General features: G+C 38.0%; 25 protein-coding genes. 24 read left to right on the forward strand and 1 reads right to left on the reverse strand.

Going from position 1 to position 24,501, the window contains the following annotated elements:
• Positions 1 to 38 precede the first annotated feature (38 nt).
• The 24 genes from KI338_RS07410 to KI338_RS07525 all read left to right on the forward strand — a co-directional run bounded on the left by KI338_RS07410 (position 39) and on the right by KI338_RS07525 (position 24,241).
• Positions 39 to 269: a DUF1146 family protein gene (locus KI338_RS07410; RefSeq protein ID WP_212920369.1), complete on the forward strand. Its 231-nt coding sequence runs from the start codon at positions 39 to 41 to the stop codon at positions 267 to 269.
• A gap of 97 nt (positions 270 to 366) precedes the next feature.
• Positions 367 to 1,080 (forward strand): YwmB family TATA-box binding protein, encoded by a 714-nt coding sequence (locus tag KI338_RS07415; protein ID WP_212920370.1) that lies wholly within the window; start codon positions 367 to 369, stop codon positions 1,078 to 1,080.
• A 34-nt stretch (positions 1,081 to 1,114) separates the two neighbouring features.
• A complete protein-coding gene (gene murA, locus KI338_RS07420; protein ID WP_212920371.1) occupies positions 1,115 to 2,425 on the forward strand; it encodes a UDP-N-acetylglucosamine 1-carboxyvinyltransferase in 1,311 nt (436 codons plus the stop codon).
• Positions 2,426 to 2,803: 378 nt separating this feature from the next.
• Positions 2,804 to 3,628, forward strand: coding sequence for a D-aminopeptidase DppA (gene dppA, locus KI338_RS07425; protein WP_212920372.1), 825 nt, complete (start codon positions 2,804 to 2,806; stop codon positions 3,626 to 3,628).
• Between the two features lie 58 nt (positions 3,629 to 3,686).
• Positions 3,687 to 4,490, forward strand: coding sequence for a serine hydrolase (locus tag KI338_RS07430; RefSeq protein WP_212920373.1), 804 nt, complete (start codon positions 3,687 to 3,689; stop codon positions 4,488 to 4,490).
• Positions 4,491 to 4,606: 116 nt separating this feature from the next.
• The gene (locus tag KI338_RS07435; RefSeq protein WP_212920374.1) at positions 4,607 to 5,539 is read left to right on the forward strand and encodes an ABC transporter permease; all 933 of its coding nucleotides are present in this window, start codon (positions 4,607 to 4,609) and stop codon (positions 5,537 to 5,539) included.
• 3 nt (positions 5,540 to 5,542) lie between these two features.
• Positions 5,543 to 6,499 carry an ABC transporter permease gene (locus KI338_RS07440; protein ID WP_212920375.1) on the forward strand — a complete coding sequence of 319 codons (957 nt, stop codon included), beginning with the start codon at positions 5,543 to 5,545 and terminating at the stop codon, positions 6,497 to 6,499.
• 9 nt (positions 6,500 to 6,508) lie between these two features.
• Positions 6,509 to 7,516, forward strand: a complete 1,008-nt coding sequence (locus KI338_RS07445) for an ABC transporter ATP-binding protein (RefSeq protein WP_212920376.1) — start codon at positions 6,509 to 6,511, stop codon at positions 7,514 to 7,516.
• 12 nt (positions 7,517 to 7,528) lie between these two features.
• Complete coding sequence (locus KI338_RS07450) at positions 7,529 to 9,175, forward strand: peptide ABC transporter substrate-binding protein (protein ID WP_212920377.1); 1,647 nt, start codon at positions 7,529 to 7,531, stop codon at positions 9,173 to 9,175.
• A gap of 296 nt (positions 9,176 to 9,471) precedes the next feature.
• Positions 9,472 to 10,395 (forward strand): S66 peptidase family protein, encoded by a 924-nt coding sequence (locus KI338_RS07455; RefSeq protein ID WP_212920378.1) that lies wholly within the window; start codon positions 9,472 to 9,474, stop codon positions 10,393 to 10,395.
• Positions 10,392 to 11,486 (forward strand): dipeptide epimerase, encoded by a 1,095-nt coding sequence (locus KI338_RS07460; RefSeq protein WP_212920379.1) that lies wholly within the window; start codon positions 10,392 to 10,394, stop codon positions 11,484 to 11,486. Before KI338_RS07455 ends, KI338_RS07460 begins: the two co-directional genes overlap by 4 nt.
• A 52-nt stretch (positions 11,487 to 11,538) precedes the next feature.
• Positions 11,539 to 12,483: a C40 family peptidase gene (locus tag KI338_RS07465; RefSeq protein ID WP_212920380.1), complete on the forward strand. Its 945-nt coding sequence runs from the start codon at positions 11,539 to 11,541 to the stop codon at positions 12,481 to 12,483.
• A 14-nt stretch (positions 12,484 to 12,497) separates the two neighbouring features.
• Positions 12,498 to 13,508: an ABC transporter ATP-binding protein gene (locus KI338_RS07470; RefSeq protein ID WP_212920381.1), complete on the forward strand. Its 1,011-nt coding sequence runs from the start codon at positions 12,498 to 12,500 to the stop codon at positions 13,506 to 13,508.
• A 308-nt stretch (positions 13,509 to 13,816) separates the two neighbouring features.
• Positions 13,817 to 14,914: a stage II sporulation protein D gene (spoIID, locus tag KI338_RS07475; protein ID WP_212920382.1), complete on the forward strand. Its 1,098-nt coding sequence runs from the start codon at positions 13,817 to 13,819 to the stop codon at positions 14,912 to 14,914.
• Between the two features lie 352 nt (positions 14,915 to 15,266).
• On the forward strand, positions 15,267 to 16,184 hold the full coding sequence (gene spoIIQ / locus KI338_RS07480; RefSeq protein ID WP_212920383.1) for a stage II sporulation protein SpoIIQ: 918 nt from the start codon (positions 15,267 to 15,269) through the stop codon (positions 16,182 to 16,184).
• 339 nt (positions 16,185 to 16,523) lie between these two features.
• Positions 16,524 to 17,558, forward strand: a complete 1,035-nt coding sequence (locus KI338_RS07485; RefSeq protein ID WP_212920384.1) for an AimR family lysis-lysogeny pheromone receptor — start codon at positions 16,524 to 16,526, stop codon at positions 17,556 to 17,558.
• Between the two features lie 787 nt (positions 17,559 to 18,345).
• A complete protein-coding gene (gene spoIIID / locus KI338_RS07490) occupies positions 18,346 to 18,627 on the forward strand; it encodes a sporulation transcriptional regulator SpoIIID (RefSeq protein ID WP_212920385.1) in 282 nt (93 codons plus the stop codon).
• 484 nt (positions 18,628 to 19,111) lie between these two features.
• Positions 19,112 to 20,113 carry a rod shape-determining protein gene (locus KI338_RS07495; RefSeq protein ID WP_212920386.1) on the forward strand — a complete coding sequence of 334 codons (1,002 nt, stop codon included), beginning with the start codon at positions 19,112 to 19,114 and terminating at the stop codon, positions 20,111 to 20,113.
• 103 nt (positions 20,114 to 20,216) lie between these two features.
• Positions 20,217 to 21,020 carry a flagellar hook-basal body protein gene (locus KI338_RS07500; RefSeq protein ID WP_212920387.1) on the forward strand — a complete coding sequence of 268 codons (804 nt, stop codon included), beginning with the start codon at positions 20,217 to 20,219 and terminating at the stop codon, positions 21,018 to 21,020.
• A gap of 25 nt (positions 21,021 to 21,045) precedes the next feature.
• A complete protein-coding gene (locus KI338_RS07505) occupies positions 21,046 to 21,870 on the forward strand; it encodes a flagellar hook-basal body protein (protein WP_212920388.1) in 825 nt (274 codons plus the stop codon).
• A gap of 94 nt (positions 21,871 to 21,964) precedes the next feature.
• Positions 21,965 to 22,453, forward strand: a complete 489-nt coding sequence (locus tag KI338_RS17730; protein WP_244853450.1) for a DNA-directed RNA polymerase subunit beta — start codon at positions 21,965 to 21,967, stop codon at positions 22,451 to 22,453.
• A 93-nt stretch (positions 22,454 to 22,546) separates the two neighbouring features.
• On the forward strand, positions 22,547 to 23,071 hold the full coding sequence (locus KI338_RS07515; RefSeq protein WP_212920389.1) for a P-loop nucleotide/nucleoside kinase family protein: 525 nt from the start codon (positions 22,547 to 22,549) through the stop codon (positions 23,069 to 23,071).
• A 62-nt stretch (positions 23,072 to 23,133) separates the two neighbouring features.
• Positions 23,134 to 23,553, forward strand: coding sequence for a 3-hydroxyacyl-ACP dehydratase FabZ (gene fabZ / locus KI338_RS07520; protein WP_212920390.1), 420 nt, complete (start codon positions 23,134 to 23,136; stop codon positions 23,551 to 23,553).
• Positions 23,554 to 23,917: 364 nt separating this feature from the next.
• Complete coding sequence (locus KI338_RS07525) at positions 23,918 to 24,241, forward strand: hypothetical protein (protein ID WP_212920391.1); 324 nt, start codon at positions 23,918 to 23,920, stop codon at positions 24,239 to 24,241.
• 52 nt (positions 24,242 to 24,293) lie between these two features.
• On the opposite strand, the gene KI338_RS07530 is transcribed toward KI338_RS07525, so the two are convergent.
• Positions 24,294 to 24,482, reverse strand: coding sequence for a YjfB family protein (locus KI338_RS07530; RefSeq protein WP_212920392.1), 189 nt, complete (start codon positions 24,480 to 24,482; stop codon positions 24,294 to 24,296).
• Positions 24,483 to 24,501: the final 19 nt, after the last annotated feature.

Below are 24,501 nucleotides of genomic sequence, written 5' to 3' on the forward strand. Positions count from 1 at the left end.
AGTACTATATAGAATGTTATTCATATAGGGTGGTTTTGATGTTGTCAATTGGCCAAATTGCAGTAATGAGCATAATATCGCATGTAGTATTTATTTATATTACCTGGCGATTAATGCAAACGATTAATTTTGAACCATTAATTCGCAAAGGTAGAGGGAGAGAAGCACAAATCCTAATCCTATTTTTAACTATAGTGATTGGCAGTGGGGTAAGTCGTTTTTTTCTTGAATTCCTACAATGGTCTCAAGATCTGCTCTTTCTACTCTAATCAATTCAATTCTTTCTAGTAATCTATTAATATAGGTATGTTTTGAATCTCTCTTGTTCATACTAATGTATAAGTTGAGCGAGGGGGATTTACTAGTATGAGAAGGGTATATTTAGCCTGTCTATTAATTTTAATTATCGCTAACAATGTTATGGCAATGGAGACGGAGTCAATTGAATTACCACTTTTAGCAGATATAATGATAGATAGCAAATTGGAAATAGATAGCTGGGAAGTAATAATTAAGGAACATCAGGGGCATAAACAGTTGAAGAAACTAATTGAGGAATTAAGTATTAGTCATACTGTCGTGAAAAAAGAAAATGAAAACAGTATTATTTATTCAGTTAAGGACACTCATAAAAAGAGTAATCTTATCGTAAGCTATAATGCTGTGATTCCTAAAGATAGGCAGTACAAACCTGAATTAGTTGTTACCATAAAGGGTGACTCATGGGAGGGAGATATCCAATCTTCTTTTCTAAATATCTACTTTGATGTAAGAAGCGAATATTTTACTAAAGAGGCAAAAATATTCTCTTGTATGTCATCTAGACCTAGTGCTATAATTAATGATGATTATATAGTAGAAAGTTTTACTGAAAAACTAAAAATTAGATATTTAACTACAGAAAAAGACAATCTAAAATCGACAAGAAATATAGAAAATACATATGGTTATACTGCGTTATGGAGCAGGAATATTACCATTCAGGATAAGCCAGTGAATGTTCAGATAGTAATGAAAGACATTGGCAATGGTGATGTCCAATATATGATTGGAACACCTATCCTAATAAATGAATATTAATATAGGGAAATTGGATCTGAAGGAGATTTGAAATATGGAAAAAATCATCGTAAGAGGCGGACAGCAATTGAATGGTAATGTTTATGTTGAGGGTGCAAAGAACGCTGTTTTACCAGTAATTGCTGCGAGTATTCTTGCTAGTGAGGGAAAAAGTGTCATTCATGAAGTCCCAGTTCTAGCTGATGTTTATACTATTAATGAAGTGTTACGAAATATGAATGCTGATGTTGACTTTAAAGATAATACAGTTGTTATTGATGCTTCAAATGAGTTAAAGACGGAAGCGCCATTTGAGTATGTTCGAAAAATGCGTGCCTCCGTTCTTGTTTTGGGTCCTTTACTTGCTCGTTATGGCCATGCAAATGTGGCAATGCCAGGTGGGTGTGCGATTGGTTCGCGACCGATTGACCTGCATTTAAAAGGCTTCGAGGCGATGGGTGCTAGTGTCCATGTAGGAAATGGGTTTGTCGAAGCACATGTCGAAGGTAGACTTAAGGGTGCGAAAATTTATCTAGATGTACCAAGTGTAGGTGCGACAGAAAATATTATGATGGCTGCTGCCTTAGCTGAAGGAAGAACAGTTATTGAGAATGCTGCAAAAGAGCCTGAGATTGTAGACCTAGCCAACTTCTTGAATAAGATGGGTGGAAAGGTGATTGGTGCAGGTACGGAAACCATTCGAATTGACGGTGTGGAAGTATTGCATGGTACCGAGCATTCCATTATTCCTGACCGAATTGAAGCAGGAACATTCATGGTTGCAGCAGCAATTACCGGTGGTAATATTTTAATAGAGAATGCTGTTAGTGAACATCTAAGACCGATTATTTCTAAATTAGAAGAAATGGGTGTAACGATTCTTGAAGAGGGCAGTGGCTTACGAGTAATTGGGCCAGATGCTTTAAAAGCAACCGATATTAAAACACTACCACATCCAGGATTTCCAACAGATATGCAATCACAGATGATGGCATTAATGTTATGTGCCCATGGCACAAGTGTTATTACTGAAACTGTTTTTGAAAATCGATTTATGCATGTAGAAGAATTCCGTCGCATGAATGCAAAAATGAAGATTGAAGGTCGCAGTGTTATTATTGAAGGACCTTCAGAACTTCAAGGTGCAGAGGTTGCCGCAACAGACCTACGTGCAGCAGCTGCGCTAATTCTTGCTGGGCTTCGTGCAGAAGGAATGACACGAGTTACGGAACTAAAACACTTAGACCGTGGCTATGTGAACTTGGCTGGAAAACTAGCAAGCCTAGGAGCGGACATCGAACGTGTAGACGAAAATGGTGATGTTGTTAACCCATATAAAGTAGGTATTGTCGCAGAATTGTCTTAATTAATAGGATAACTAGAATAGTAGATACGAAGTACTCTCTGAGTACTTCTTTTTTTTTGACAATAATAAGGAATTTGAGTGCATATTTCCACTTATTTACCACTAAAAGCAGCAGAACCTTCACAATATACCATTTAATGTAAAAATTAATAATAATCTTGCAATTTATTGAAACAATATGTACAATATAGTCAACAAAAAAGAACATACAACTACTTTGAAAATGGGAATCGTCGAGACAACATCTATACAAAATCTCTCCTAAAGCTCGATTTATAGCCCATTTTTTATTTCCGAAAATAACAGCGCGAAATAACCACTCATTTCTAAAAAAATCCTATCATATAATTTAATATAACGAATTAAAGGGGACATGTTATGAAACTATACCTATCAGTTGATATGGAAGGAATAACCGGCTTACCTGATTACACTTATGTTAGCGCTTCCATGCATAATTATGAGCGTGCCCGTAAAATAATGACTGACGAGACGAATTATGTCATTGGTGCCGCATTTAAGAACGGCTGTAGTGAAGTGTTAGTAAATGATAGTCACATGAAAATGAATAATATACTGATTGATCAATTACATCCAGATGCACAACTAATTACAGGAGACGTGAAAACGTATTCCATGGTTCATGGTCTGGATGATAGTTTTTCTGGCGCAATGTTCATAGGTTATCATTCACGTGCTGGTATGCCGGGAGTTATGTCACACTCGATGATCCATATGGTCCGAAATTTTTATGTTAATGACCTACAGGTTGGAGAGCTTGGTATGAATGCATTTGTTGCAGGTCATTATGGTGTTCCAATTTTGCTTGTTTCTGGAGATGACCAAACGGCAATAGAAGCTGAGGAGCTTATTCCTAATGTTACTACTGCTATTGTCAAACAAGCTATATCACGCTCTGCAACAAAGAGTTTAACCCCTAAAAAAGCAGGGGAACTTTTACAAGAAAAGGTCAAGCAAGCAATAACATACCGTGATCAAGTCGAGCCTCTTATTCCACCAACAAACCCAACCATTCGTGTGGAATTTGTTAATTATGGTGCAGCGGAGTGGGCAAGCATGATGCCTGGAACGGAAATTATTCCGGGTACAACAATGGTTCAATATCAGGCCAAGGACATGCTTGAAGCATATCGAGCGACACTTGTCATGATTGAATTAGCCTATAACACTAAATATGCATAAACTTCCAGAGCTACTTACTTCGTAAAAGATTAATATGTCAAAACTGGGGAGAACGAATTTGAAATCATTAACAGAAACAATACAAAAAGTAGTCGATGATGCTGGAGGTTTATGGGGAATTTCCTTACTAGACTTAGATACCAATGATAGCTGGGAGCTTAATGAGCACGAGCTTTTTTATGCAGCAAGTGTGATAAAGGTTCCGATAATGATAGCGGCTTTTGCTGCTAGCCATAATGGGGAAATGGAGCTTAGCAAAAAAGTAGTTTTAAAGCGAGAGGATATCGTTGGCGGGTCCGGGGTTTTACAGTATATGACCCCGGGTACAAGTGTTGCGATATATGATCTCATCACATTGATGATTATTCAAAGTGATAACACAGCTACCAACTTATTAGTCGATTTAATTGGAACAGAAAAAATTCAACAAGAGATGGAGAATATTGGGTTGGAGAAGAGCTGTTATTATCACAAAATGATGATTGGTTCAGTTGATCGAAAGGAATTCAATCAAATTACTGCTGCAGAGATGACAATGATGTTAAAGAAACTTGTGACGGGTAAAATAGTCTCTATTCATGCCTGTGAACAGATGATAGATATCATGAAAAAACAGCAAATCCGTCATACCCTACCGAGTAAAATAGAATTAATTGATGGACCAATTATTGGTACTTTAAAGGAATTTGAAATAGCTCACAAGACTGGAAATGTTTTAGGTATTCGCCATGATATTGGCATTTTCTACGTTGGGCAAAGAAAAATGATAGCTTCTATTCTTTCAAAGGGTGTAGGGGAAATTGATTCATTAGAGGCGTTTGGACATATTGGATTAGAAATATATCGCTTTCTTAAGCAATAAACATAAATCCATAAGCGCTGTTATTGAATAAATAATTAAGAAGAATCATAGCTTATCTTTAGAGAATTCTACATTATTTGCGCTAGCCAAGCGTAAGAATACAGGAGTTGGGGGCAATGCTTCGCTACATATTAAAACGATTATTAATCATGATCCTTACGTTATGGATTATTATTACGCTGACATTTGTACTAATGACATCCATCCCTGGGTCACCATTTACTAGTGATCAGACGTCCAATGAAACGGTTCAACAAAATCTTGAAAAGCACTACAATCTAGATAAACCAAAGTATATGCAATACCTACTTTATTTAAAGTCAATCGTAACATTAGATTTTGGACCATCTATTAAACAACCAAACCAGACGGTGAATGACTTACTTGGAAGAGGGTTCCCAATATCCTTTGAGCTTGGAATTGTTACAGTTATTGTTGCAGTAATATCTGGGATCACGTTAGGGGTATTAGCTGCACTACGGCATAACGGGATTATTGATTATTTAGCGATGGGTATTGCAGTTCTTGGTATTTCTATCCCAAACTTCATACTGGCAACATTGCTTATCCAAAAGCTGGCGGTAGACTGGGAAATATTCCCTGTTGCAACCTGGGCGAGTCCAATGCATATGGTTCTTCCCGTTCTAGCACTGGCGACGGGACCAATGGCTATTATAGCAAGGTTAACTAGATCAACCATGCTAGAGGTGTTAACACAGGACTATATAAAAATGGCACGCGCCAAAGGCTTAGCACCCTGGAAAATTATCATAAAACATGCACTTCGAAATGCCTTAATGCCTGTAATCACAATTATGGGAACCCTACTTGCAGGTATATTGACGGGAACGTTTGTTATTGAACAAATATTTGCCATACCGGGAATGGGTAAGTATTTTGTGGAGAGCATTAATCACCGTGATTATCCCGTCATTATGGGAACTACTGTATTTTATAGTGCGTTTTTGATTATCATGCTTTTTCTCGTGGATATTGCCTATGGATTCGTTGACCCAAGAATTAAAGTAACCAAGAAGGAAGGGGAATAGGCCATGAAAAGTAATCAACATCCCCATCACATAGCAGCAAAGGAGCAGATACATGATGATTGGTTTAGATGGCGAGAAAAGGACAAATCAGAGCAGGAGCAAGTATCAAGGCCATCTCTATCCTATTGGAAGGATGCTTGGCGGAGGCTTCGTAAAAATAAATTAGCTATGCTGGGACTAGTTTTCCTAATAGTACTCATTATCATGGCAATATTCGGGCCAATCCTATCTCCATATGAAGTCAATAAAGGGGTACTATCCGACCAGTACCAAGCCCCATCTAGTGAACACTGGTTTGGAACAGACTCACATGGCCGGGACGTATTTACACGTACATGGTATGGAGCAAGAATCTCTTTATTTGTTGGATTTATGGCTGCGCTAATCGATGTAACGATTGGAATCGTATGGGGAGGTATCTCGGGCTATAAAGGCGGACGCACGGATAACATCATGATGCGAATAATTGAAATCCTATATGGCTTACCTTACCTTCTAGTCGTAATTTTGTTACTAGTAGTTCTTGGTCCCAGCCTTTCTACTATTATTGTTGCTTTGACGGTAACAGGCTGGGTAGGAATGGCCAGGATTGTACGAGGGCAGGTCATGCAAATTAAAAATTACGAGTATGTTCTCGCATCGAAATCATTTGGAACAAAAACATCACGCATTATCCGGCGAAATTTATTGCCAAACACGATGGGGCCTATTATTGTACAAATGACTTTAACCGTACCTTCTGCAATTTTTGCAGAAGCCTTCCTAAGCTTTATTGGTCTTGGAATTCAGGCTCCGTATGCAAGCTGGGGTGTCATGGCTAATGATTCACTTGGAGCGATATTATCAGGGAACTGGTGGACATTATTCTTCCCTGCATTTTTCATCTCGTTTACTATGTTTGCATTTAACGTACTAGGAGACGGATTACAGGATGCACTTGATCCGAAACTAAGGAAGTAGGTGCTAATAATGGAAAAAATACTAGAGGTACAAGACCTACATGTTAGGTTCACGACCTATGGTGGGACCGTTCAGGCGGTCAGGGGCGTAGACTTCCATATACATAAAGGAGAAACATTGGCTATTGTGGGTGAATCTGGCTGTGGAAAAAGTGTTACATCCAATGCCATTATGCGACTTATTCCAAATCCACCTGGAAAAATAACAAAGGGGAAGGTTCTCTTTAAAGGTCAGGATTTAACAAAGTTAACGGAGAAAAAGATGCGTTCCATTCGTGGTGTCGATATCTCAATGATATTCCAAGATCCAATGACTGCTCTGAATCCTACTTTAACGATAGGAACCCAGCTAGTTGAGGGATTGAAGCAACATCGGAAGGTCTCTGACAGCATAGCAATGAAAAAAGCGTTGGAAATGATGCAACTCGTTGGAATTCCTAATCCTGAAGAGCGAATGAAGCAGTACCCACATCAATTTAGTGGCGGAATGCGTCAGCGAATTGTGATAGCAATCGCATTAATTTGTGAACCAGAACTACTTATAGCGGATGAACCAACAACTGCCTTAGACGTTACTATTCAGGCCCAAATTCTAGAGCTCTTTGAAAAAATCCAGGAAGTTACTGGTGTATCAATTATATTAATTACTCATGACTTGGGTGTGGTCGCAAAGATTGCTGACCGAATTGCTGTAATGTATGCAGGAAAAATCATTGAGACGGGAACAAAGCGTGAGATTTTTTATCAGCCACAGCATCCATATACACAAGGATTACTAAATTCTGTTCCCCGGTTAGATACGAAGGGAAAATTGCAACCCATTAACGGAACACCACCAGATTTATTCTCACCTCCTCTAGGATGTCCATTTACATCGAGATGCCCTTTAGCGATGGAGGTGTGCAATAAAGTTTACCCAGACTCCACTAGGCTAAGTGATTCACATGCTGTGGATTGTTGGCTACAGGATGAGCGGGCGAAAAAACTACTGGCCACGATGGTCACAAACAAAAGGTAAGGGGGATAAAGGATGAAAAAGCTTCTCTTTTTACTAATGGCAGTATTTACGATATTTGTTTTAGCTGCATGTACTGCCAATGAAAATGCAGGTAAATCAGACGAGACAGAAAACAAAGGTAATGAACCAGGAGATTCAAAAGATGTGGAAAATGGAAAGGTTCTTAAATTGAATAATGGCACAGAACCTACATCACTTGATCCATCTATTGGATTTGATGCGGTATCATGGGATCCGCTTAACAACTTAATGGAAGGACTAACCCGCCTAGATTCAGAACATAAAGCTGCTGAAGGGGTAGCGGAGAAATGGGATATATCAGAAGATGGTCTTACCTATACCTTCCAAATCCGTGAAAATGCAAAATGGTCAAATGGTGACCCTGTCGTAGCTAAGGACTTTGAATATGCATGGAAATATATGCTTAACCCTGATACAGCATCACCAGCAGCATTCCTAGCCTATTTTATAAAAGGGGCTGAGGACTATAACAGTGGAGACGGATCAGTTGATGATGTTATGGTCACAGCAAAGGATGAGAAAACATTAGAGGTCGTGTTAGAGCAACCAACAGGATTTTTTCTGGATGTCTTAACGAATCCTGCGTTTTTCCCAATTAATCATAAGGTTGCCGAAGAGAATCCTAATTGGCATGCTGAAGCAGATACGTTTGTTGGAAACGGTCCGTTTAAATTAGATTCATGGAAACATGATGAAGAGATGGTATTTGTGAAAAATGAACATTACTGGGATGTTGATTCTGTGAAATTAGATAAAGTCCATTTTGCTATGGTCAATGATTCAAACACACAGTATCAGATGTTCCAAAGTGGAGAGCTTGACACTGCAAGCATCCCACCAGAATTATCGGATGAATTAATCAATGGAGATAATGTATTCATTGGTCCCTATGGAGGTCTAGAATTTTACCGTTTTAATTTAACAATGGAACCATTCCAAAATAAGAAGATTCGACAAGCATTTTCGCTTGCGGTAAACCGTGAGGATATTGCGAAGTACGTCGTGAAAAACGGTGTAGAGCCAGCTTACGGCTTCGTCTCCCCGGGGTACACTAGTCCAACTGGTACAGATTTCCGTGAAAAAAATGGTGATCTTGTATCTTATGACCCAGAAAAGGCAAAACAATTACTGGAAGAAGGAATGAAAGAAGAAGGCTATAATGAACTACCACCAATCACGTTATCGTATAACACAAATGATACAAATAAAGCAGTTGCAGAGGCACTTCAAAACATGTTTATGGATAATTTAGGTGTTGAAGTAACACTAGAAAACCAAGAATGGAATGTATTTTCTGAAGCTCAAAAGGCATTAGAGCTTCAATTCTCTCGTAGCTCGTTTATTAATGATTATAATGATCCAGTTAACTTCCTTGAAAGCTTTATTACAGATTCCTATATGAACCGTACTGGGTTTTCGAGTAAGGAATACGATGAGCTAATTACTAAGGGAAAAACAGAAACCAATGAGGAAAAACGTTGGGAGGCATTATACGAAGCAGAAAGAATGCTAGCTGATGAGATGATCGCGATACCAATTCGTTATTACAACACAGTAGTATTAGAGGCGGACGGTGTTGAAGGTATTTTACGTCACCCGGTAGGTTATTTTGATTTGAAATATGCAGATAAGAAGTAAAGAGAGTAGTCGGGGCTGAGTGGCTTATGGGATTCGTGGTTTTCGAAGAGATATTATGACAAACTTCTATCCGATATCGATCTGTCGTTCAAGGATAACTAATCCAGTTGAACATTAGTAGCAGATTGAAACGATGTCATCATATGGATGTAGGGTATCAACCATTTTTGAAATCTATTTGTCCTTTAAGACTAGCAAAACTGACACACCACTACTGTATTACTAAGGAATGGCTCACTCATGAAAGGTGAGCCGCTCCTTTTTCATTCATGAATACGAAGAAAGAGGGTCATAAAATGCTTCTTCCAAAAGCCTTAAAAAAAGGTGATCTAATAGGTGTAATTGCCCCTGCAAGCCCTCCTGATATGAAACGACTTCAACAAGCTATTCCCTTTTTTAAGAGCATGGGTCTTCATGTGAAACTGGGACAAAATATTGATAAAGTATATGGCTATTTAGCTGGCACAGATGAAGAGCGATTAGCTGATTTTCATCACATGATTGCGGATGATGATGTAAAGGCAATCATTTTCGCAAGAGGGGGCTACGGTACTAGCCGTATAGCAAATGTCATCAATTACGATTTAATCGCAAAACATCCAAAAATCATCTGGGGCTACAGTGATATTACTTATTTACATATTGCAATAAGGCAGAAAACAGAACTCGTTACCTTCCATGGGCCAATGCTAGCGTCTGATATAGCAGATCCGAAATTCGATACATTATCTGCACAAATGTTTCAGCAATTATGGGAACCTACTGCACTACGCTATGATGAAGCATTTTCCGAACTAAATGTGCTAGTTGAAGGAAGAGGGGGAGGTCCTCTAGTTGGTGGGAATTTATCTTTAATATCGAGCACCTTAGGAACAGACTTTGAGATAGACACAAATGGGAAAATATTATTAATGGAGGATATTGGTGAGGTACCATATCAAGTGGACTCCATGCTGAATCAATTGAAGCTTGCTGGAAAGTTAGGAGAAGCGGCAGGAATAATCGTAGGTGATTTTGCTGATGCAAAACCGAAGAATAAACCCTCGCTATTATTAGACGAAGTCCTTCAGCATTATTTAGGGGATTTAGAGTGCCCCGTCATGACCGGATTTAAAATTGGACATTGTTTTCCACATTTTGCAATCCCGCTTGGTGTGACTGCATTATTAGATACAAAAGATAAAAGTTTGTCTGTCATGCCGGGGGTGATTAGGGAATGAAAATCCAACAAATTGAAACATATCTGGCAAAGGTTCCATTAAAAAAAGCATTTAAAACAGCCTTGCGAACAGTCACCATTGCGGAAACCATTATTGTAAAAATTACCTGTGATAACGGCAAGGTCGGCTACGGGGAGGCTCCTCCAACCCATGTAATAACAGGGGAATCAATAGCAAGTATTTCTTTTGCAATTAATGAAGTATTAAGACCGGCTTTAATCGGAATGTCATGCCTTGACCGGGAACAATTATTTGCAAAAATTAATAGTCTATTAGTTGGTAACACCAGTGCAAAAGCTGCAGTAGATATGGCAATTTATGATTGTGTAGCACAGCAAGCGGAAATGAGCCTTAGACAATATTTAGGTGGGTACCAGTCACAAATCGAAACAGATTATACGGTCAGTGTTAATAGTCCAGAGGAGATGGCGAGTGATGCAGAAGAGTATGTAAGAGATGGTTTTTCAATGTTGAAAATAAAAGTAGGAAAAGATGAAATTGATACGGATATACAACGGATACAAGCAATTCGAAAGCAAGTCGGATCAAATGTGAAGATTAGACTAGATGCAAATCAAGGCTGGGAACCAAAAGCAGCCGTACGTGCCATTCAAAAGATGGAAGACCTTGGCTTAAATATTGAATTCATTGAGCAACCAGTAAAGGCTCATGATATAAAAGGCTTAAAATTTGTCACAAGTCATACATATATCCCAATAATGGCAGATGAAAGTGTCTTTTCTGCTCGTGATGCAGAAAATGTTCTCGAACAGGCTGCGGCAGATCTAATTAATATTAAACTCATGAAGGCAGGAGGCATTCACGAGGCGTTAAAGATTGCTAATCTAGCGAATGTGTTCGGTATCTCCTGTATGGTTGGTAGTATGATCGAATCTAAAATAGGAATTACTGCTGCAGCACATTTTGCAGCAAGTCAACCAAATATCGCTTACTATGATTTCGATGCCCCACTTATGCTGTCAGGTGATTTAATTGACGGTGGTATACAGTACAAAGGGAGTCGGATTGTCTTTGGCGATAGCTTTGGATTAGGCATTCAAGGGCTTCGTGAGGAGTATTTAGTGAAGTAATTATCCAGACATTCATATGCAAGAAATAAAACTCCTGAAAGGGGAAAAACAAATGTACAATCAAACGTTCCTTCCATTCCCAGATAAATTTCATGTCGTGGCTGTCCAGGTTGCTACAGTATGGACTGCCCCAGATTCACCAAGAGAAATGGATCGACTAGCCATTACTAATCCAACAAATATAAGAGCTTGGCTTGAAAATCAAACTTATGAAGACAAAGTGAATTTATGTGATGATAATCGCGTACAAACTCAAGCACTCTATGGTGAGGCGGTACTTATCCAGGAAGTGCGGGGAGGTTGGGCCAAGATAACAATCCCTGCTCAGGCAACTAAGAAAAATGAACAAGGCTATCCCGGTTGGATTCCTATATGCCAATTAGCCGAAGTAGAAAAGAAAAATTGGCAGAAAGAGAAGACAGCAGCTATCAGTGTGAAGCACATATGGCTTAAAAATGAACAAGGAGAAAGAGAATTGGAGCTTAGCTTTATGACCTGTCTTCCTGTTTTAAATGTGCATGCTGATAGCGTTGAAGTGGTGACCCCTAAAGGAGTGGGATATCTGCCAAAAGAAGCTGTAAAGATATTCCCAACAGAAATTGGTGGGGAAAAAGGTGGGGGAGAAGCCATTATCAGAGCTGGCGAGAACTTTATCGGATTGGATTATCTATGGGGTGGGATGAGTTCCTTTGGTTTTGACTGTTCGGGATTCGCTTATACAATGCATAAAGCGAATGGCTATGAGATTAGTAGAGATGCTTCCGATCAGTCTGAACATGGTCAGGAAATTCCTTTTGATAAGGTAATGCCAGGGGACTTACTCTTCTTTGCCTATCAGGAAGGGGACAGGAAAGGATATGTCCACCATGTGGGGTTTTACTACGGTGACGGAAGGATGCTTCATTCCCCTCATACAGGAAAAGGAATAGAAATTACTAATTTGAAAGATACAAAATACGAGAAAGAGCTTTGTATTGCAAGGCGGTACTGGTTCTAGGAGGTGCAAGGAACATGGGAGCAGAAAAAATATTAGAGGTAAAAAATTTAAAGAAGCATTTTAATCTTGGAAAAAACCGAGTATTAAAGGCAGTGAACGATGTAACCTTCCATGTGAATAAAGGTGAGACCTTTGGACTGGTGGGGGAGTCTGGCTGTGGAAAATCAACAATCGGTAGAACAATACTCGGACTATATAACAAGACAGCTGGTGATGTGTTTTTTGACGGGAAATCCGTTCATACCTTACCAGAAAAGGAGCTCTTTAAGCTTCGGCAGCGCATGCAGATGATTTTTCAGGACCCCTATGCATCATTAAATCCAAGATCAACAGTACGTGAGGTAATTTCAGAACCAATGGAGGTTCATAAGCTCTTTCGAACCAAAAAAGAACAAAATGACCGGGTTTACCAATTACTTGAGGAGGTTGGCTTAAACCGTGATCATGCAAATCGCTATCCCCATGAGTTTAGTGGAGGACAGCGTCAACGCATTGGTATTGCAAGGGCCTTAGCACTTAATCCAGATTTTATTATTGCTGATGAACCTATATCCGCGCTTGATGTTTCCGTTCAAGCACAGGTAGTTAATCTCTTAAAACAGCTTCAAGAAGAAAAAGGATTAACCTTCCTATTTATCGCCCATGACCTTTCTATGGTCAAACAAATTTCAGACCGTATAGGTGTTATGTATTTAGGAAACATGGTGGAGCTAACGGAAAGTGAAAGTCTTTATGAAAATCCATTGCATCCTTATACGCAAGCACTTCTCTCTGCAATCCCGATTCCAGACCCTGATATTGAGGAAGCAAGGGAGCGGATCATTTTACAGGGAGAACTACCCAGTCCAATTAACCCGCCAAGTGGATGTGTCTTCCGAACACGGTGCCCTTTCGCAATGGAAATATGTACTAGAGAAAAATCTCAATGGCAGGAGGTAGAGAACAATCACTATGTTGCATGTCATTTATATAATGAAAAAGTAAATAAGCAGAAGGACTCAGATTTAGTCGTGAATATACGGTAGCCATGAATGAACGTAATGCTTTTAATAAAAAATAAGGTTGTCTTTTTTTTAAAGGCAGCCTTATTTTTTATGTAACCCTCGCTATAAACCCCTAAGATACTCATTTTCCAAAACCTGTCCTATTAAAAAACATTCACTAGATTTTTTAATTTTAAGTTCTATTATTTTAACCTACTGTATAAGTTTAATAGTAGGAATGCTAGAAAAGAAAAAATAAAGAATAATGAGTTACAAAAGGAGGGTGCCTTCTGAGAAACTATAATTTATCAAGTAAAAAAATTCAAAAGCTAAGAAAGAAAAAGAGTGCCATGAAACTCCGAACATTGAAGAAGTCTAGCACCTTTGTTCCTTCGCAAAAGCATCATATGGGTATTAACTTAGAGAAAGGGCGGCTAAAATGGTCTGTTCCAACTATATTTATTCTCGGACTTGTAGCCATGATCCTAGTGATTCCAACTATGATAGTTGTTCCCTTCATTTCAAAAGGCGAGGTATTGTCCCAGTCTATCGATAAACAGCAGGGTGAGAAAGATGCAAAGCAATTGGTTGAGGATGACTCTGCAGTTGAAGTGTCGGTCATGCGAACACAAACATCCCAAGTAGAAGATGTTCCACTAGAAACCTATGTTACTCGAGTGGTTGCAGGGGAGATGCCAGTAGAATTTGAAACGGAAGCGCTGAAAGCACAGGCCCTTGCCGCTAGAACCTATATCGTGAACCAAATGCTATATCAAAAAGAAGAAGAAGTATCCAATGTAACGGATACCATTCAGGATCAAGTTTATAAAGATGATATGGAGTTAAGACAAAAGTGGGGAAAAAATTATCAAAAGAATATGGATAAAATATCTGCAGCGGTACTTGCAACGAAGGGGCAAATCATCACATACAATAACAAGCCAATTACCCCACAATTTTTTTCAACTAGTAATGGATTTACTGAAAATTCGGAGGACTATTGGACAAATGAAATCCCATATTTGCGGAGTGTCCCAAGTCCTTGGGATGAAGTGTCACCGTATTACCTTGACCAAGAAACCTTCACCATTGAAGAAGTAGAAAAAGCGCTCGGAACGAATCTGCCAAATAACCAAAAACTTTCCATTGAAGCAACCAGAACAAAGAGTAAGCGGGTGGAGCAAATAAATATTGCCGGAGCTAAATTTTCTGGGCGAGAAATTCGAGAAAAGTTAAAACTACGTTCCAACGATTTCACCATCGAACAAAAAAACAATTACCTAATATTTACCACGAAAGGAAACGGGCACGGCGTTGGCATGAGCCAATACGGTGCCAATGGTATGGCCCAAGAAGGAAAGACATACGAAGAAATTATCAAGTACTACTATAAAGATGTTGAAATTAACAATATGGACGAAGCGGTACCAGCACTGGTGATGAAATAAATAGTAATTATGATAGATAACCCCCCCTAAGCTCAAAGCTTAGGGGGGTTTCCGTACGTGGAAGGGGTTATAATCTGGCATATAATTGATTGGATTTGGTAAAAAGATACGCACTCCAGGTCACCAAACTCAAATTTAAAAAGTTCCCCCTAGGAATCAATTCATATCAGCTTAAACTCTACCAAACTTTCTACAATCCATAATCATTCAATGCTAATCTGCATTACTCCATACCCGAAATCCTTAATATCCCCAAATAAACATTTAAAATGCATAAAAAAACAAAAAAAGTTATCAAAAATGTATAGTTTTTTCAAATTCTGTTCAGAATGGTTGGTGAGGTGATGAATAAATGAAAGAGGAAAACAAAGCGCCAAAAAAAGGTTGGCAAGGGATTTTCCGTAAGAAATGGTTTTTCCCAGCTGTTTACTTAACAATTGCTGCTGTTCTATTAGGAGTTGTTGTTTGGTATCAGAATTTGGATAATCAATTATCTAAAGTTGGGGATGACCAAAATTTAAGTGACAATTATACACCAAATCCACATGATCCAGACTCAGAGGCTGTAATGGGATCGCAGGAAGTAATTAAGTTTCCGGTAGCGGACCCAGAGCAAGCAGAAATCGTAACGAAATTCTTTGATTACGACGCATCTGAGGAAGATCGTGAAAGCGCACTGATCCTTCATAACAACCGCTATTATCAAAGCACAGGGGTAGATATCGTTTATCCAAGTGGAGAGTCCTTTGATGTAGTAGCAGCTTTAAGCGGACAAGTTATGGAAGTAAAAGAGGATCCGTTACTAGGTAATGTTGTTATTCTATCACATGAAAATGGGGTAGCAACCTATTATGCTAGTCTTGGAGAGGTCGGAGTAAAGCAAGGTGACGAAGTAAAGCAAGGAGACGTTATTGGTAAAGCTGGAGATAATAAGTTTGGGCAAAATATCGGAACACATTTACATTTTGAAATCAGAAAAGATGAACAGGTGTTTAACCCAGAGGAATATTTCAACCAGCCAGTAACAAAGCTTGATTCGGAGTCTGAGGATGTTTCAGAGGAGCAGGATACATCAAGTGTAAACTCAGAGGACGAAGATTCAAAGAACAAGTCTAGTGATGTGGATAAGGAAGAGGCAACGGAATCAGAATCAGATACGGAAAAGTCTAAAGAAGAATCTAATAATAAGGATAATTCAAAGGATGACTCTAAAAAGGAATCGAAAGAAGATTCGGTAGAGGATACTGATTCAACTGACTCAGACGCTTAAAAACAGACTAGAGGTCCTAGTAAGTTTTAAAACTACTACTAGGGCTTCTTTTTTTATTTACTAGGTTCTTAGGCATTCAACATATTTTTAGTACATGATTCGTCAAATATCCCATCAATTCACGGGTTAATAAAAAATATGTCGAACGAATAGGCATTGTTAACTAGGAATTATATGTTACTATTAAATTGAAAAAATTACTAGAGTAGAAACTAGTTCTATGAATCGAGATGATTTTTCCCACATCGACTGAATAAAACTTCTATATTTTTATAATGTGATTTATAACAATCCTATTCACTATTAAAATAGAGGCTTGAAAGGATGGAACCCTCAAAGATGAATTACGGAAACCCTAGTCTACTTCCAGAGTTGATGACAACCATCTCAGATAGTACCGAACTAACTATTGGACAAATTATTGTAATGCTATCACAGGAGCATACAGAGCAAGAAGTGTTAGAGCTTACCCGCAAGTATTGCTTACAGTCTACCTCAACTGAAATACAGAAAAAAGGGATGGAATTCTTATACATAAATGGATTCTATGAAGACCTTAAACTTCTGATTATTAAAAATCTACAATCACCAAATGATTCGAATCGAAAATGGGCAGAGGTTTATCAAATCGTGATGGACCGTCGTGCAAGAAGATACTCCGCAGGCCAAATGCGCACCCATCTAATTGAAATGAGAACATCAGACCCCGAGCTAAGATGCCTAATTGAACTACTAATTGTGGACACCTATTTTAACCAACTAGATTTCGGAAAAATTGCTAACTTATTAGATAAGCAGCATGAGTTATTTGATTCAATTCAGGACAACTTTATGCTTTCATCCTTTAATCTTCGGCTTTATCAGAAATTATTCATCTATTATTGGAAACGAAATGAACTAATCATGGCAAGAAAATACGCTTTTCGCGCATTAAATCAAACGAATAGTCCCGAGACAAAAGTAAATCTGCATGTCAACCTAGGACTTAGTTATACCTTTGATACGTACTATCAAGGTATGTATCACTTAAAAGAAGCACTAAAGATTGCAAAACAATACAATTTCAATAAAAGAATATACTCCATTGAAAATAACAATATTGCATTTTTATCGGCACATTTCAAACGACCAGCCAATATCGTGACAGATGATGTTAGTGAACAAGCCCATTTAGAAATCGCCAAAGGAAATAATGAAAAAGCAATTGAACTACTCGAACAAGTTGATTTATCGAGTCCATTTAAGATGTATTATATGGGCTTAGCAAAGCAGGATAAGAATTTATTATCCACGTCATGTAAGATGTTTGTTGAAAGAAGTGATTACTTCTTTAGTAGACTTCCAATGAATGCGATAAAAAACCTCAATCGTTAGTACGGAGATTCATTTTGCAATTTCGGTATGATGGGATTCAACTTTGAAATTATACTAAGAAGAAAGGAGGAATAATATGAAGAGTCTTAAGCCTTTCCTAACTTCTGTATGCTTAACTACGATAATTCTTTTTTCATTCACTCCAGTTGGTATGATGGTGCATAGGGACCCAGAATATGGGGACATCGATTAATAAATATTATGTAAAATTTACGCATAAAAAGTTGAATCCATTCATATATAACCAAAAATTCTATGTTTTGTAGGATTTTTGGTTTTTTTTTTGAGGAGTTACGATCACACGTAGAAATAAGAAATTAGACCACTAAGTATTTTTTCGAATGAACGGCATCATGTAAAAAACGAATAAAAGTTACACTAAAATAAAAAACTTCTTGTCCCATATGGGATTCAATGTTTTTTATTCATATTCCTGGCTAGTAAATAATAAAATGTTACAAACCAAGCATTCAGTTAGTCTGAGGTGAGAGCTTCCGTGGCTCTTCTTTGCTGCATCATATTTGCTTGATTACATATTGAATCGTTATCACAAACAGGATTAATCTTTTTATACATTCTCGCCTATTTTTCATATTGTTCGACATTGAATTATTGCAACAGTTACCGAATATGTAACAAAATCGAATAAACATAAATCTAATAAGCCACTGATTAACCATCTTTAATCGAAAGGATGGAAACTCGAAAATGGAATTTCGTCATTTTTCGAATCACCTAGTCTCATGAATAACACCTCAGAAATATTCAACATAGGGAGGCGAAAGGTGTGCACGATTACATCAAAGAAAGAACTATCAGGATAGGTGAACATGTTGTCGAAACGAGAAAAACTGTCCGTGTGATAGCAAAGGAATTTGGTGTTTCTAAAAGCACAGTCCATAAAGATTTAACCGAACGATTACCGGAAATAAACCCAGAGTTAGCACAAAAGGTAAAGGAAATTCTAGAATACCACAAATCCATCCGACACTTACGTGGAGGAGAAGCAACACGCAAAAAATATAAAAGCCCCGAGCAAACAACAGAAGATACAGCAATCCTAAAGTAAGTAACCCAATATCATCATCCCCTAACTTAAAGGAGGTGAATGGTAAGCGAGTACTTAATGAATGGACGTCAGAAGAAGAGAGGCTGAGAGAAAACAAAAAAATTACATTGAGCCGAAAAATGCACCCAAGAGAGGTGCATTTTTCGTTTTATGAGCTTTTTAGGTTAGACCGTTCACGGTAATTACAATTCCACCAATGAACCAAAGGCCCCCAATATCTTGGAATACCCTGAACCACGTACTCAAATTAAAACAACATGAGTTAGGAGATGGGGGCTATAATCGACATTAAAAAAATGATTAAACATAGACTTACACATTACACTAAGCTCGAACCATTTACCCTCACAATAACATGAAACAAAAATATCGTACTTTTTCCCCATAAATGAAGTTTTATGTAGAAAATTGTGGTATTATATTGTATAACTAGCATTGTGTTCTCGGACAGGTGCGGAAGAGTTGAAATGTGAGGAGGATGTTAATGTTTTCTAGGGATATTGGGATTGACCTTGGCACGGCTAATGTGTTGATTCACGTAAAGGGGAAAGGAATAGTATTAGATGAGCCATCTGTGGTAGCGATGGATCGTAATACAGGTCGCGTGCTTGAGGTTGGAGAAGCTGCACGACGTATGGTTGGTCGTACACCTGGAAATATTGAGGCAATTCGCCCGTTAAAAGATGGTGTTATTGCAGACTTCGATGTGACAGAAGCTATGTTGAAATATTTTATTAATAAAATAAATGTAAAGGGTTTTTTATCGAAGCCTAGAATGTTAATTTGTTGCCCAACCAATATTACAAAGGTAGAGCAAAAAGCTATAAAAGAAGCTGCAGAGAAATCAGGCGGAAAGAAAGTTTACTTAGAAGAAGAGCCAAAGGTTGCAGCAATTGGTGCAGGAATGGAGATTTATCAGCCAAGTGGTAACATGGTTGTGGACATTGGCGGAGGGACAACAGATGTTGCGGTTCTTTCCATGGGTGATATTGTTACCTCTGAATCAATAAAGATGGCTGGGGATAAATTTGATGTAGAGATTCTTCAATATATAAAGCGTAAATACAAGCTTCTTATTGGAGAGCGTACTGCTGAGGATATTAAAATTAATGTTGCGACTGTTTTTAAAAATGGTCGTAAGGAGGAAATGGATATTCGCGGTCGTGATATGGTGACAGGCTTACCACGTACAATTACAGTCAATTCAGATGAGATTGAAGAAGCGCTTCGCGAGCCTGTTTATATGATAGTTCAGGGTGCAAAATCAGTGCTTGAGCGTACACCACCTGAATTATCCGCTGATATAATTGATCGTGGCGTCATATTAACTGGTGGAGGTGCGTTAGTTCACGGTATTGACCAGTTATTGGCAGAGGAATTAAAGGTACCTGTATTCTTAGCTGAAGAGCCAATGCATTGTGTTGCAAAAGGTACTGGAATTATGTTGGAAAATATTGATAAAGTAGAGCGCAGAAGTATTGTATAACATGCTTTTGAAAACATTCTGTTGGCTTAGCTCGTTTCATCAGAAGAAGATTTAATTTCAGAAGATTAAAATCGAACTACAATAAAAAAGGAAGTGTGTTGTAATGCTACGTGGTTTTTATACTGCTGCAAGTGGAATGCTTACCATGCAAAGAAGACAGGAATCACTTGCTAATAACATTGCCAATGCCAACACACCTGGCTATAAAGCCGACCAGGCAACAGTACGTGCGTTTCCTGAGATGCTTTTATATCAAATGGGTTCTAAGACGGTGCCAACGAAGCAACCGAAAAACTTACCTATTCAAAATCCAATTGGTTCCATAAATACAGGTGTTTATGTTCAGGAATATGTCCCAAATTATGGACAAGGTGCTTTACGTGAAACAGATGTATCGACAGACTTGGCACTTATAGATGGCGTATTTCCAGATGAAACAGGTAGTATCTTTTTTACAGTCCAAAATGAAAATGGTGAGCCACGCTACACGAGAAATGGTAATTTTACCGTTGATGGACAAGGATACTTAGTAACAACACAAGGTTATTATGTTTTAGATCAGGCTGGAAATCCAATTCAGACAAACGGAATGGAATTTACGGTAACACCTGAGGGAATCGTTCAGGTTGACGGACAGAATATTCCACTGGGTATTGCTTATTCTGCGAATGCAAATCAGCTAGAGAAGGAAGGAAACGGACTTTTTAACGGTGATGCTGAACCCGTTCCTGGTGGGGTTACATATACAGTACAGCAAGGCTTTTTAGAGCAATCGAATGTAGATACTGTACAAACTATGACGCAAATGATGGAAGCATATCGTTCATTTGAAATGAACCAAAGAGTGCTAAAAGCATATGATGAAAGCTTAGGAAAAGCAGTAAATGAAATCGGTCGAATAGTGTGATGACCATATTCAAGGAGGTGGAGTCATGTCTAGAACGATGATTCAAGCAGCGGTTACGATGAATCAGCTACAACAAAAGCTCGATTTAATTGGAAATAACTTAGCAAATAGTCAAACAACTGGTTATAAAGCAAGACAAGCAGATTTTTCATCCTTATTATTTCAACAAATCAATAACATGACAGACCCAAGAAACGCGGAAGGCAGACTCACTCCGGACGGGATTCGTGTTGGTTCAGGTGCAAGGCTTGGTGCAATCAATCTTGATTTGTCACTTGGAACTTTAAAAGAAACAGGCAGAGACTTAGATGTTGCGCTTCTTGAGCAAAATTATTTATTCAAGATACGTGTAACAGAAAATAATGTGGAAGAAATACGTTATACAAGAGATGGGGCTTTTTATCTAAGCCCCCTTGAAAATAACCAAGTTATGCTGACTACTAAAGACGGAGATCCCGTGTTAGGGGTCGGGGACCAACCAATTATTTTTAATGATGGTTTTGATGGAATTACTATTAGTGATAATGGTCAAATCATGGTTAATCGTGGAAATTATAGTGAATATGTTGGTCAGCTTGCTGTTGTTGAGGCGGTTCGACCACGGTTATTAGAAGCAACAGGAAACAATAACTTCCGTTTACCAGATTTGAATGCACTTAATTATAACGAAGCGGACATTATTCAGGATGTACAAGCAAACGTAAAAAGTGGAACATTAGAAACCTCTAACGTAAATATGGCGAAGGAGTTAACAGATTTAATTACAACACAACGTTCCTATCAATTTAATGCTCGTACCATTTCTATGGGTGACCAAATGATGGGCTTAATCAATCAATTACGTTCATAGTACAGACAGAATATCAAAGATTGATTGACGAGAATGGACGCTTACCTTTATAGTAATAGAGAAATGAACGTAAGGAAATTAGGTGAACCAAATCATGTCCACAACAAATCAATATGAAAAAACGAAGGAAGATAATGCAACAAGAAGAAAGCGAATTAAGTTGGAATCTGAACCTAAAAGAGTTCCAGTAATACGAGAAAGTGAAAACACGGATAGTGGAAGCAAAGAACCAGCTATCCCAAAGGCTGCAAGTAGAAAAGATTCCAAAACAGAAGTATCAGATGCTAAGGAACGAAGAAGACAGAAGTCTTTAAGTGCCGAAGAAGAAATGACAGATTCACTCAAACAAGAGAGAAGACAACAGAGGAAGCAGCAGAAGGAAGAAAAACGTAAAAACAAGAAACCACGATTACGTATTATTCCTATTTGGCTACGTATTGTTTTGATTGCAGGTCTTTCCTTTATAGCGCTTTGTGTAGGACTAATGATTGGTTATGGCGGACTAGGTGATGGGGATCCAACAGATGCTTTAAAATGGGAAACCTGGCAGCATATTGTTGACTTAATATATAAAGAAAAATAATTAGAACCTGTTCCTTCGTGAGCAGGTTCTTTGTTTAAAACAAGGAATTTTACTAATTACAATTATTAGGAAAGAGAATTGGGGGTATTCAGGATGTTTTTTCTCCAAATGTCAGGCTTTCCTGGTTCTGGAAAATCAACATTAGCCAGAAAAATAGCACTGCAAACGGGAGCAGTTGTCATTGATCACGACGTTATTAAATCAGCATTATTAGAGGGGATTGCAAATAATGAATTGGATTTAAATCTTGCTGGAAAAATATCCTACCAAATCGATTGGGCATTAGTCGAATCTAACCTCGCTCATGGTAAAAGTGTCATATTAGATAGTCCGTGCCTTTATGAAATCATGATTGAAAAAGGTACGCAACTAGCAGAAAAGTATGGTGCAATGTACAAATATGTAGAGTGTTTTCTCGATGACTTTCATGAAATCAATCACCGATTAAAATCAAGGAAAAAAATGATTAGCCAGATTAGTGAAGTAAATTCCGAGGATACCTTTCAACAGGTATTATCAAGTAGTAAAAAACCAGAAAATCTCCCAGTCTACCGTGTAAAAACAAACGTTCCGCTTGAGTCATATTTACAAGGAGTCTTGAACTATATAGCAGAATAAAGTCTGCAAATTCCAATTCTCTGTTATAATGATAAAAACAATACATAAAGGGGTTTATAAAATTGGATATAAACGAAATCAAAAATATTATTCCACATCGCTACCCATTTCTATTAGTGGACAAGGTTCTCGAAATGGAGGAGGGACGACGGGTTGTTGGACTTAAAAACGTGACAATGAACGAGCCATTCTTTCAGGGGCACTTTCCTGATTACCCTGTCATGCCTGGAGTTTTAATCATCGAAGCATTAGCACAAGTAGGTGCAATAGCTGTTTTAGGTAAAGAAGAAAATCGTGGCAAAATAGGATTTTTAGCTGGAGTGGATAAATGTCGCTTCAAGCGCCAGGTGAAACCGGGTGACCAGCTTAAATTGGAAGTTGAAATCATTCGTGTCAAAGGTCCAATCGGAAAAGGAAAAGGAATTGCAACCGTTGATGGCGAATTAGCGTGTGAAGCTGAAATAACATTTGCAATTAAATAATAAAAAAGGGAATGCTACTAAGAGATTAGTGGCATTTTTTGTTGTGGGAAGGGTTAGAGAATAGGCTCGATTAATTCTTGGGTGCATTGAATGAATCAAATTGGAAGATACAATTAGCTATGGTCCATGATTTGAACAATCATCCAGATAATTTAAGATTACGGTCTACACGATGTCAAAAAGCTGGTTGAAAGGTTTAGAACGCAGTATACTAACCACGAAAAATTTCAAATTATTCCTCAAAAAATCCATGACTACAACCAAAAAACGCCAATCCAACTAATTTTTTGCAAAAAAGCTGTATCAGTTTTGTGAAAAAGGGAAAACTATTTGCGAAAACTAATTACTACAAGGAGGAAATCTCATGAAAAAGGAATTACTAATTAAATTAGGTGCCCCTATTTTGGCCTTATCGTTGGTGGCAGCTTGTGGGAATAATGATGATAATGACCCAATTGATAACGATGAGGCACCTTTAAATCAAGACAATAATGATAACAATGATCTTGATAATGATGACAATAATTTAGATGATGATCTAAATGGTAACGACAACAATAACGGTATGGACAACGGTACAGATAACGGTCTAAATAATAATGATAATAATGATTTAGACAACAATCTAAATGACAATAATAACGATAATTTAAATGACAATAATAACAACAACGATAACAATCGCTAAGAACTAGAAATACCCCTTTTCGTTAGAGAAAAGGGGTATTTCTTTTCACCAATTAAACTTGAATATCAATACTCTTTCCTAAAGAAGGGTGGGGTGCTTCACCGACGGATTTCTGAAGCATCTCTGTTAATTGAATTCCTTGCTGTTGCATGAGATTCTTCACATTTACCATAACGGCTAAACTTGCTTGCGAACGAACCTGGCTATTTGCCATTACGACTGACATTGCTGCAATGTCCATGAAATACCTCCTCTATATG

The sequence above is a fragment of the Ornithinibacillus bavariensis genome (assembly GCF_018333235.1).
In the GTDB taxonomy this organism is placed as follows: domain Bacteria; phylum Bacillota; class Bacilli; order Bacillales; family Amphibacillaceae; genus Ornithinibacillus; species Ornithinibacillus bavariensis.

Coding starts and splice junctions, on each gene's coding strand:
- KI338_RS07410 (WP_212920369.1), top strand. CDS start 39: ATGTTGTCAATTGGCCAAATTGCAGTAATGAGCATAATATCGCATGTA.
- KI338_RS07415 (WP_212920370.1), top strand. CDS start 367: ATGAGAAGGGTATATTTAGCCTGTCTATTAATTTTAATTATCGCTAAC.
- murA (WP_212920371.1), top strand. CDS start 1,115: ATGGAAAAAATCATCGTAAGAGGCGGACAGCAATTGAATGGTAATGTT.
- dppA (WP_212920372.1), top strand. CDS start 2,804: ATGAAACTATACCTATCAGTTGATATGGAAGGAATAACCGGCTTACCT.
- KI338_RS07435 (WP_212920374.1), top strand. CDS start 4,607: ATGCTTCGCTACATATTAAAACGATTATTAATCATGATCCTTACGTTA.
- KI338_RS07440 (WP_212920375.1), top strand. CDS start 5,543: ATGAAAAGTAATCAACATCCCCATCACATAGCAGCAAAGGAGCAGATA.
- KI338_RS07445 (WP_212920376.1), top strand. CDS start 6,509: ATGGAAAAAATACTAGAGGTACAAGACCTACATGTTAGGTTCACGACC.
- KI338_RS07450 (WP_212920377.1), top strand. CDS start 7,529: ATGAAAAAGCTTCTCTTTTTACTAATGGCAGTATTTACGATATTTGTT.
- KI338_RS07455 (WP_212920378.1), top strand. CDS start 9,472: ATGCTTCTTCCAAAAGCCTTAAAAAAAGGTGATCTAATAGGTGTAATT.
- KI338_RS07460 (WP_212920379.1), top strand. CDS start 10,392: ATGAAAATCCAACAAATTGAAACATATCTGGCAAAGGTTCCATTAAAA.
- KI338_RS07465 (WP_212920380.1), top strand. CDS start 11,539: ATGTACAATCAAACGTTCCTTCCATTCCCAGATAAATTTCATGTCGTG.
- KI338_RS07470 (WP_212920381.1), top strand. CDS start 12,498: ATGGGAGCAGAAAAAATATTAGAGGTAAAAAATTTAAAGAAGCATTTT.
- spoIID (WP_212920382.1), top strand. CDS start 13,817: ATGAAACTCCGAACATTGAAGAAGTCTAGCACCTTTGTTCCTTCGCAA.
- spoIIQ (WP_212920383.1), top strand. CDS start 15,267: ATGAAAGAGGAAAACAAAGCGCCAAAAAAAGGTTGGCAAGGGATTTTC.
- KI338_RS07485 (WP_212920384.1), top strand. CDS start 16,524: ATGAATTACGGAAACCCTAGTCTACTTCCAGAGTTGATGACAACCATC.
- KI338_RS07495 (WP_212920386.1), top strand. CDS start 19,112: ATGTTTTCTAGGGATATTGGGATTGACCTTGGCACGGCTAATGTGTTG.
- KI338_RS07500 (WP_212920387.1), top strand. CDS start 20,217: ATGCTACGTGGTTTTTATACTGCTGCAAGTGGAATGCTTACCATGCAA.
- KI338_RS07505 (WP_212920388.1), top strand. CDS start 21,046: ATGTCTAGAACGATGATTCAAGCAGCGGTTACGATGAATCAGCTACAA.
- KI338_RS17730 (WP_244853450.1), top strand. CDS start 21,965: ATGTCCACAACAAATCAATATGAAAAAACGAAGGAAGATAATGCAACA.
- KI338_RS07515 (WP_212920389.1), top strand. CDS start 22,547: ATGTTTTTTCTCCAAATGTCAGGCTTTCCTGGTTCTGGAAAATCAACA.
- KI338_RS07525 (WP_212920391.1), top strand. CDS start 23,918: ATGAAAAAGGAATTACTAATTAAATTAGGTGCCCCTATTTTGGCCTTA.
- KI338_RS07530 (WP_212920392.1), bottom strand. CDS start 24,482: ATGGACATTGCAGCAATGTCAGTCGTAATGGCAAATAGCCAGGTTCGT.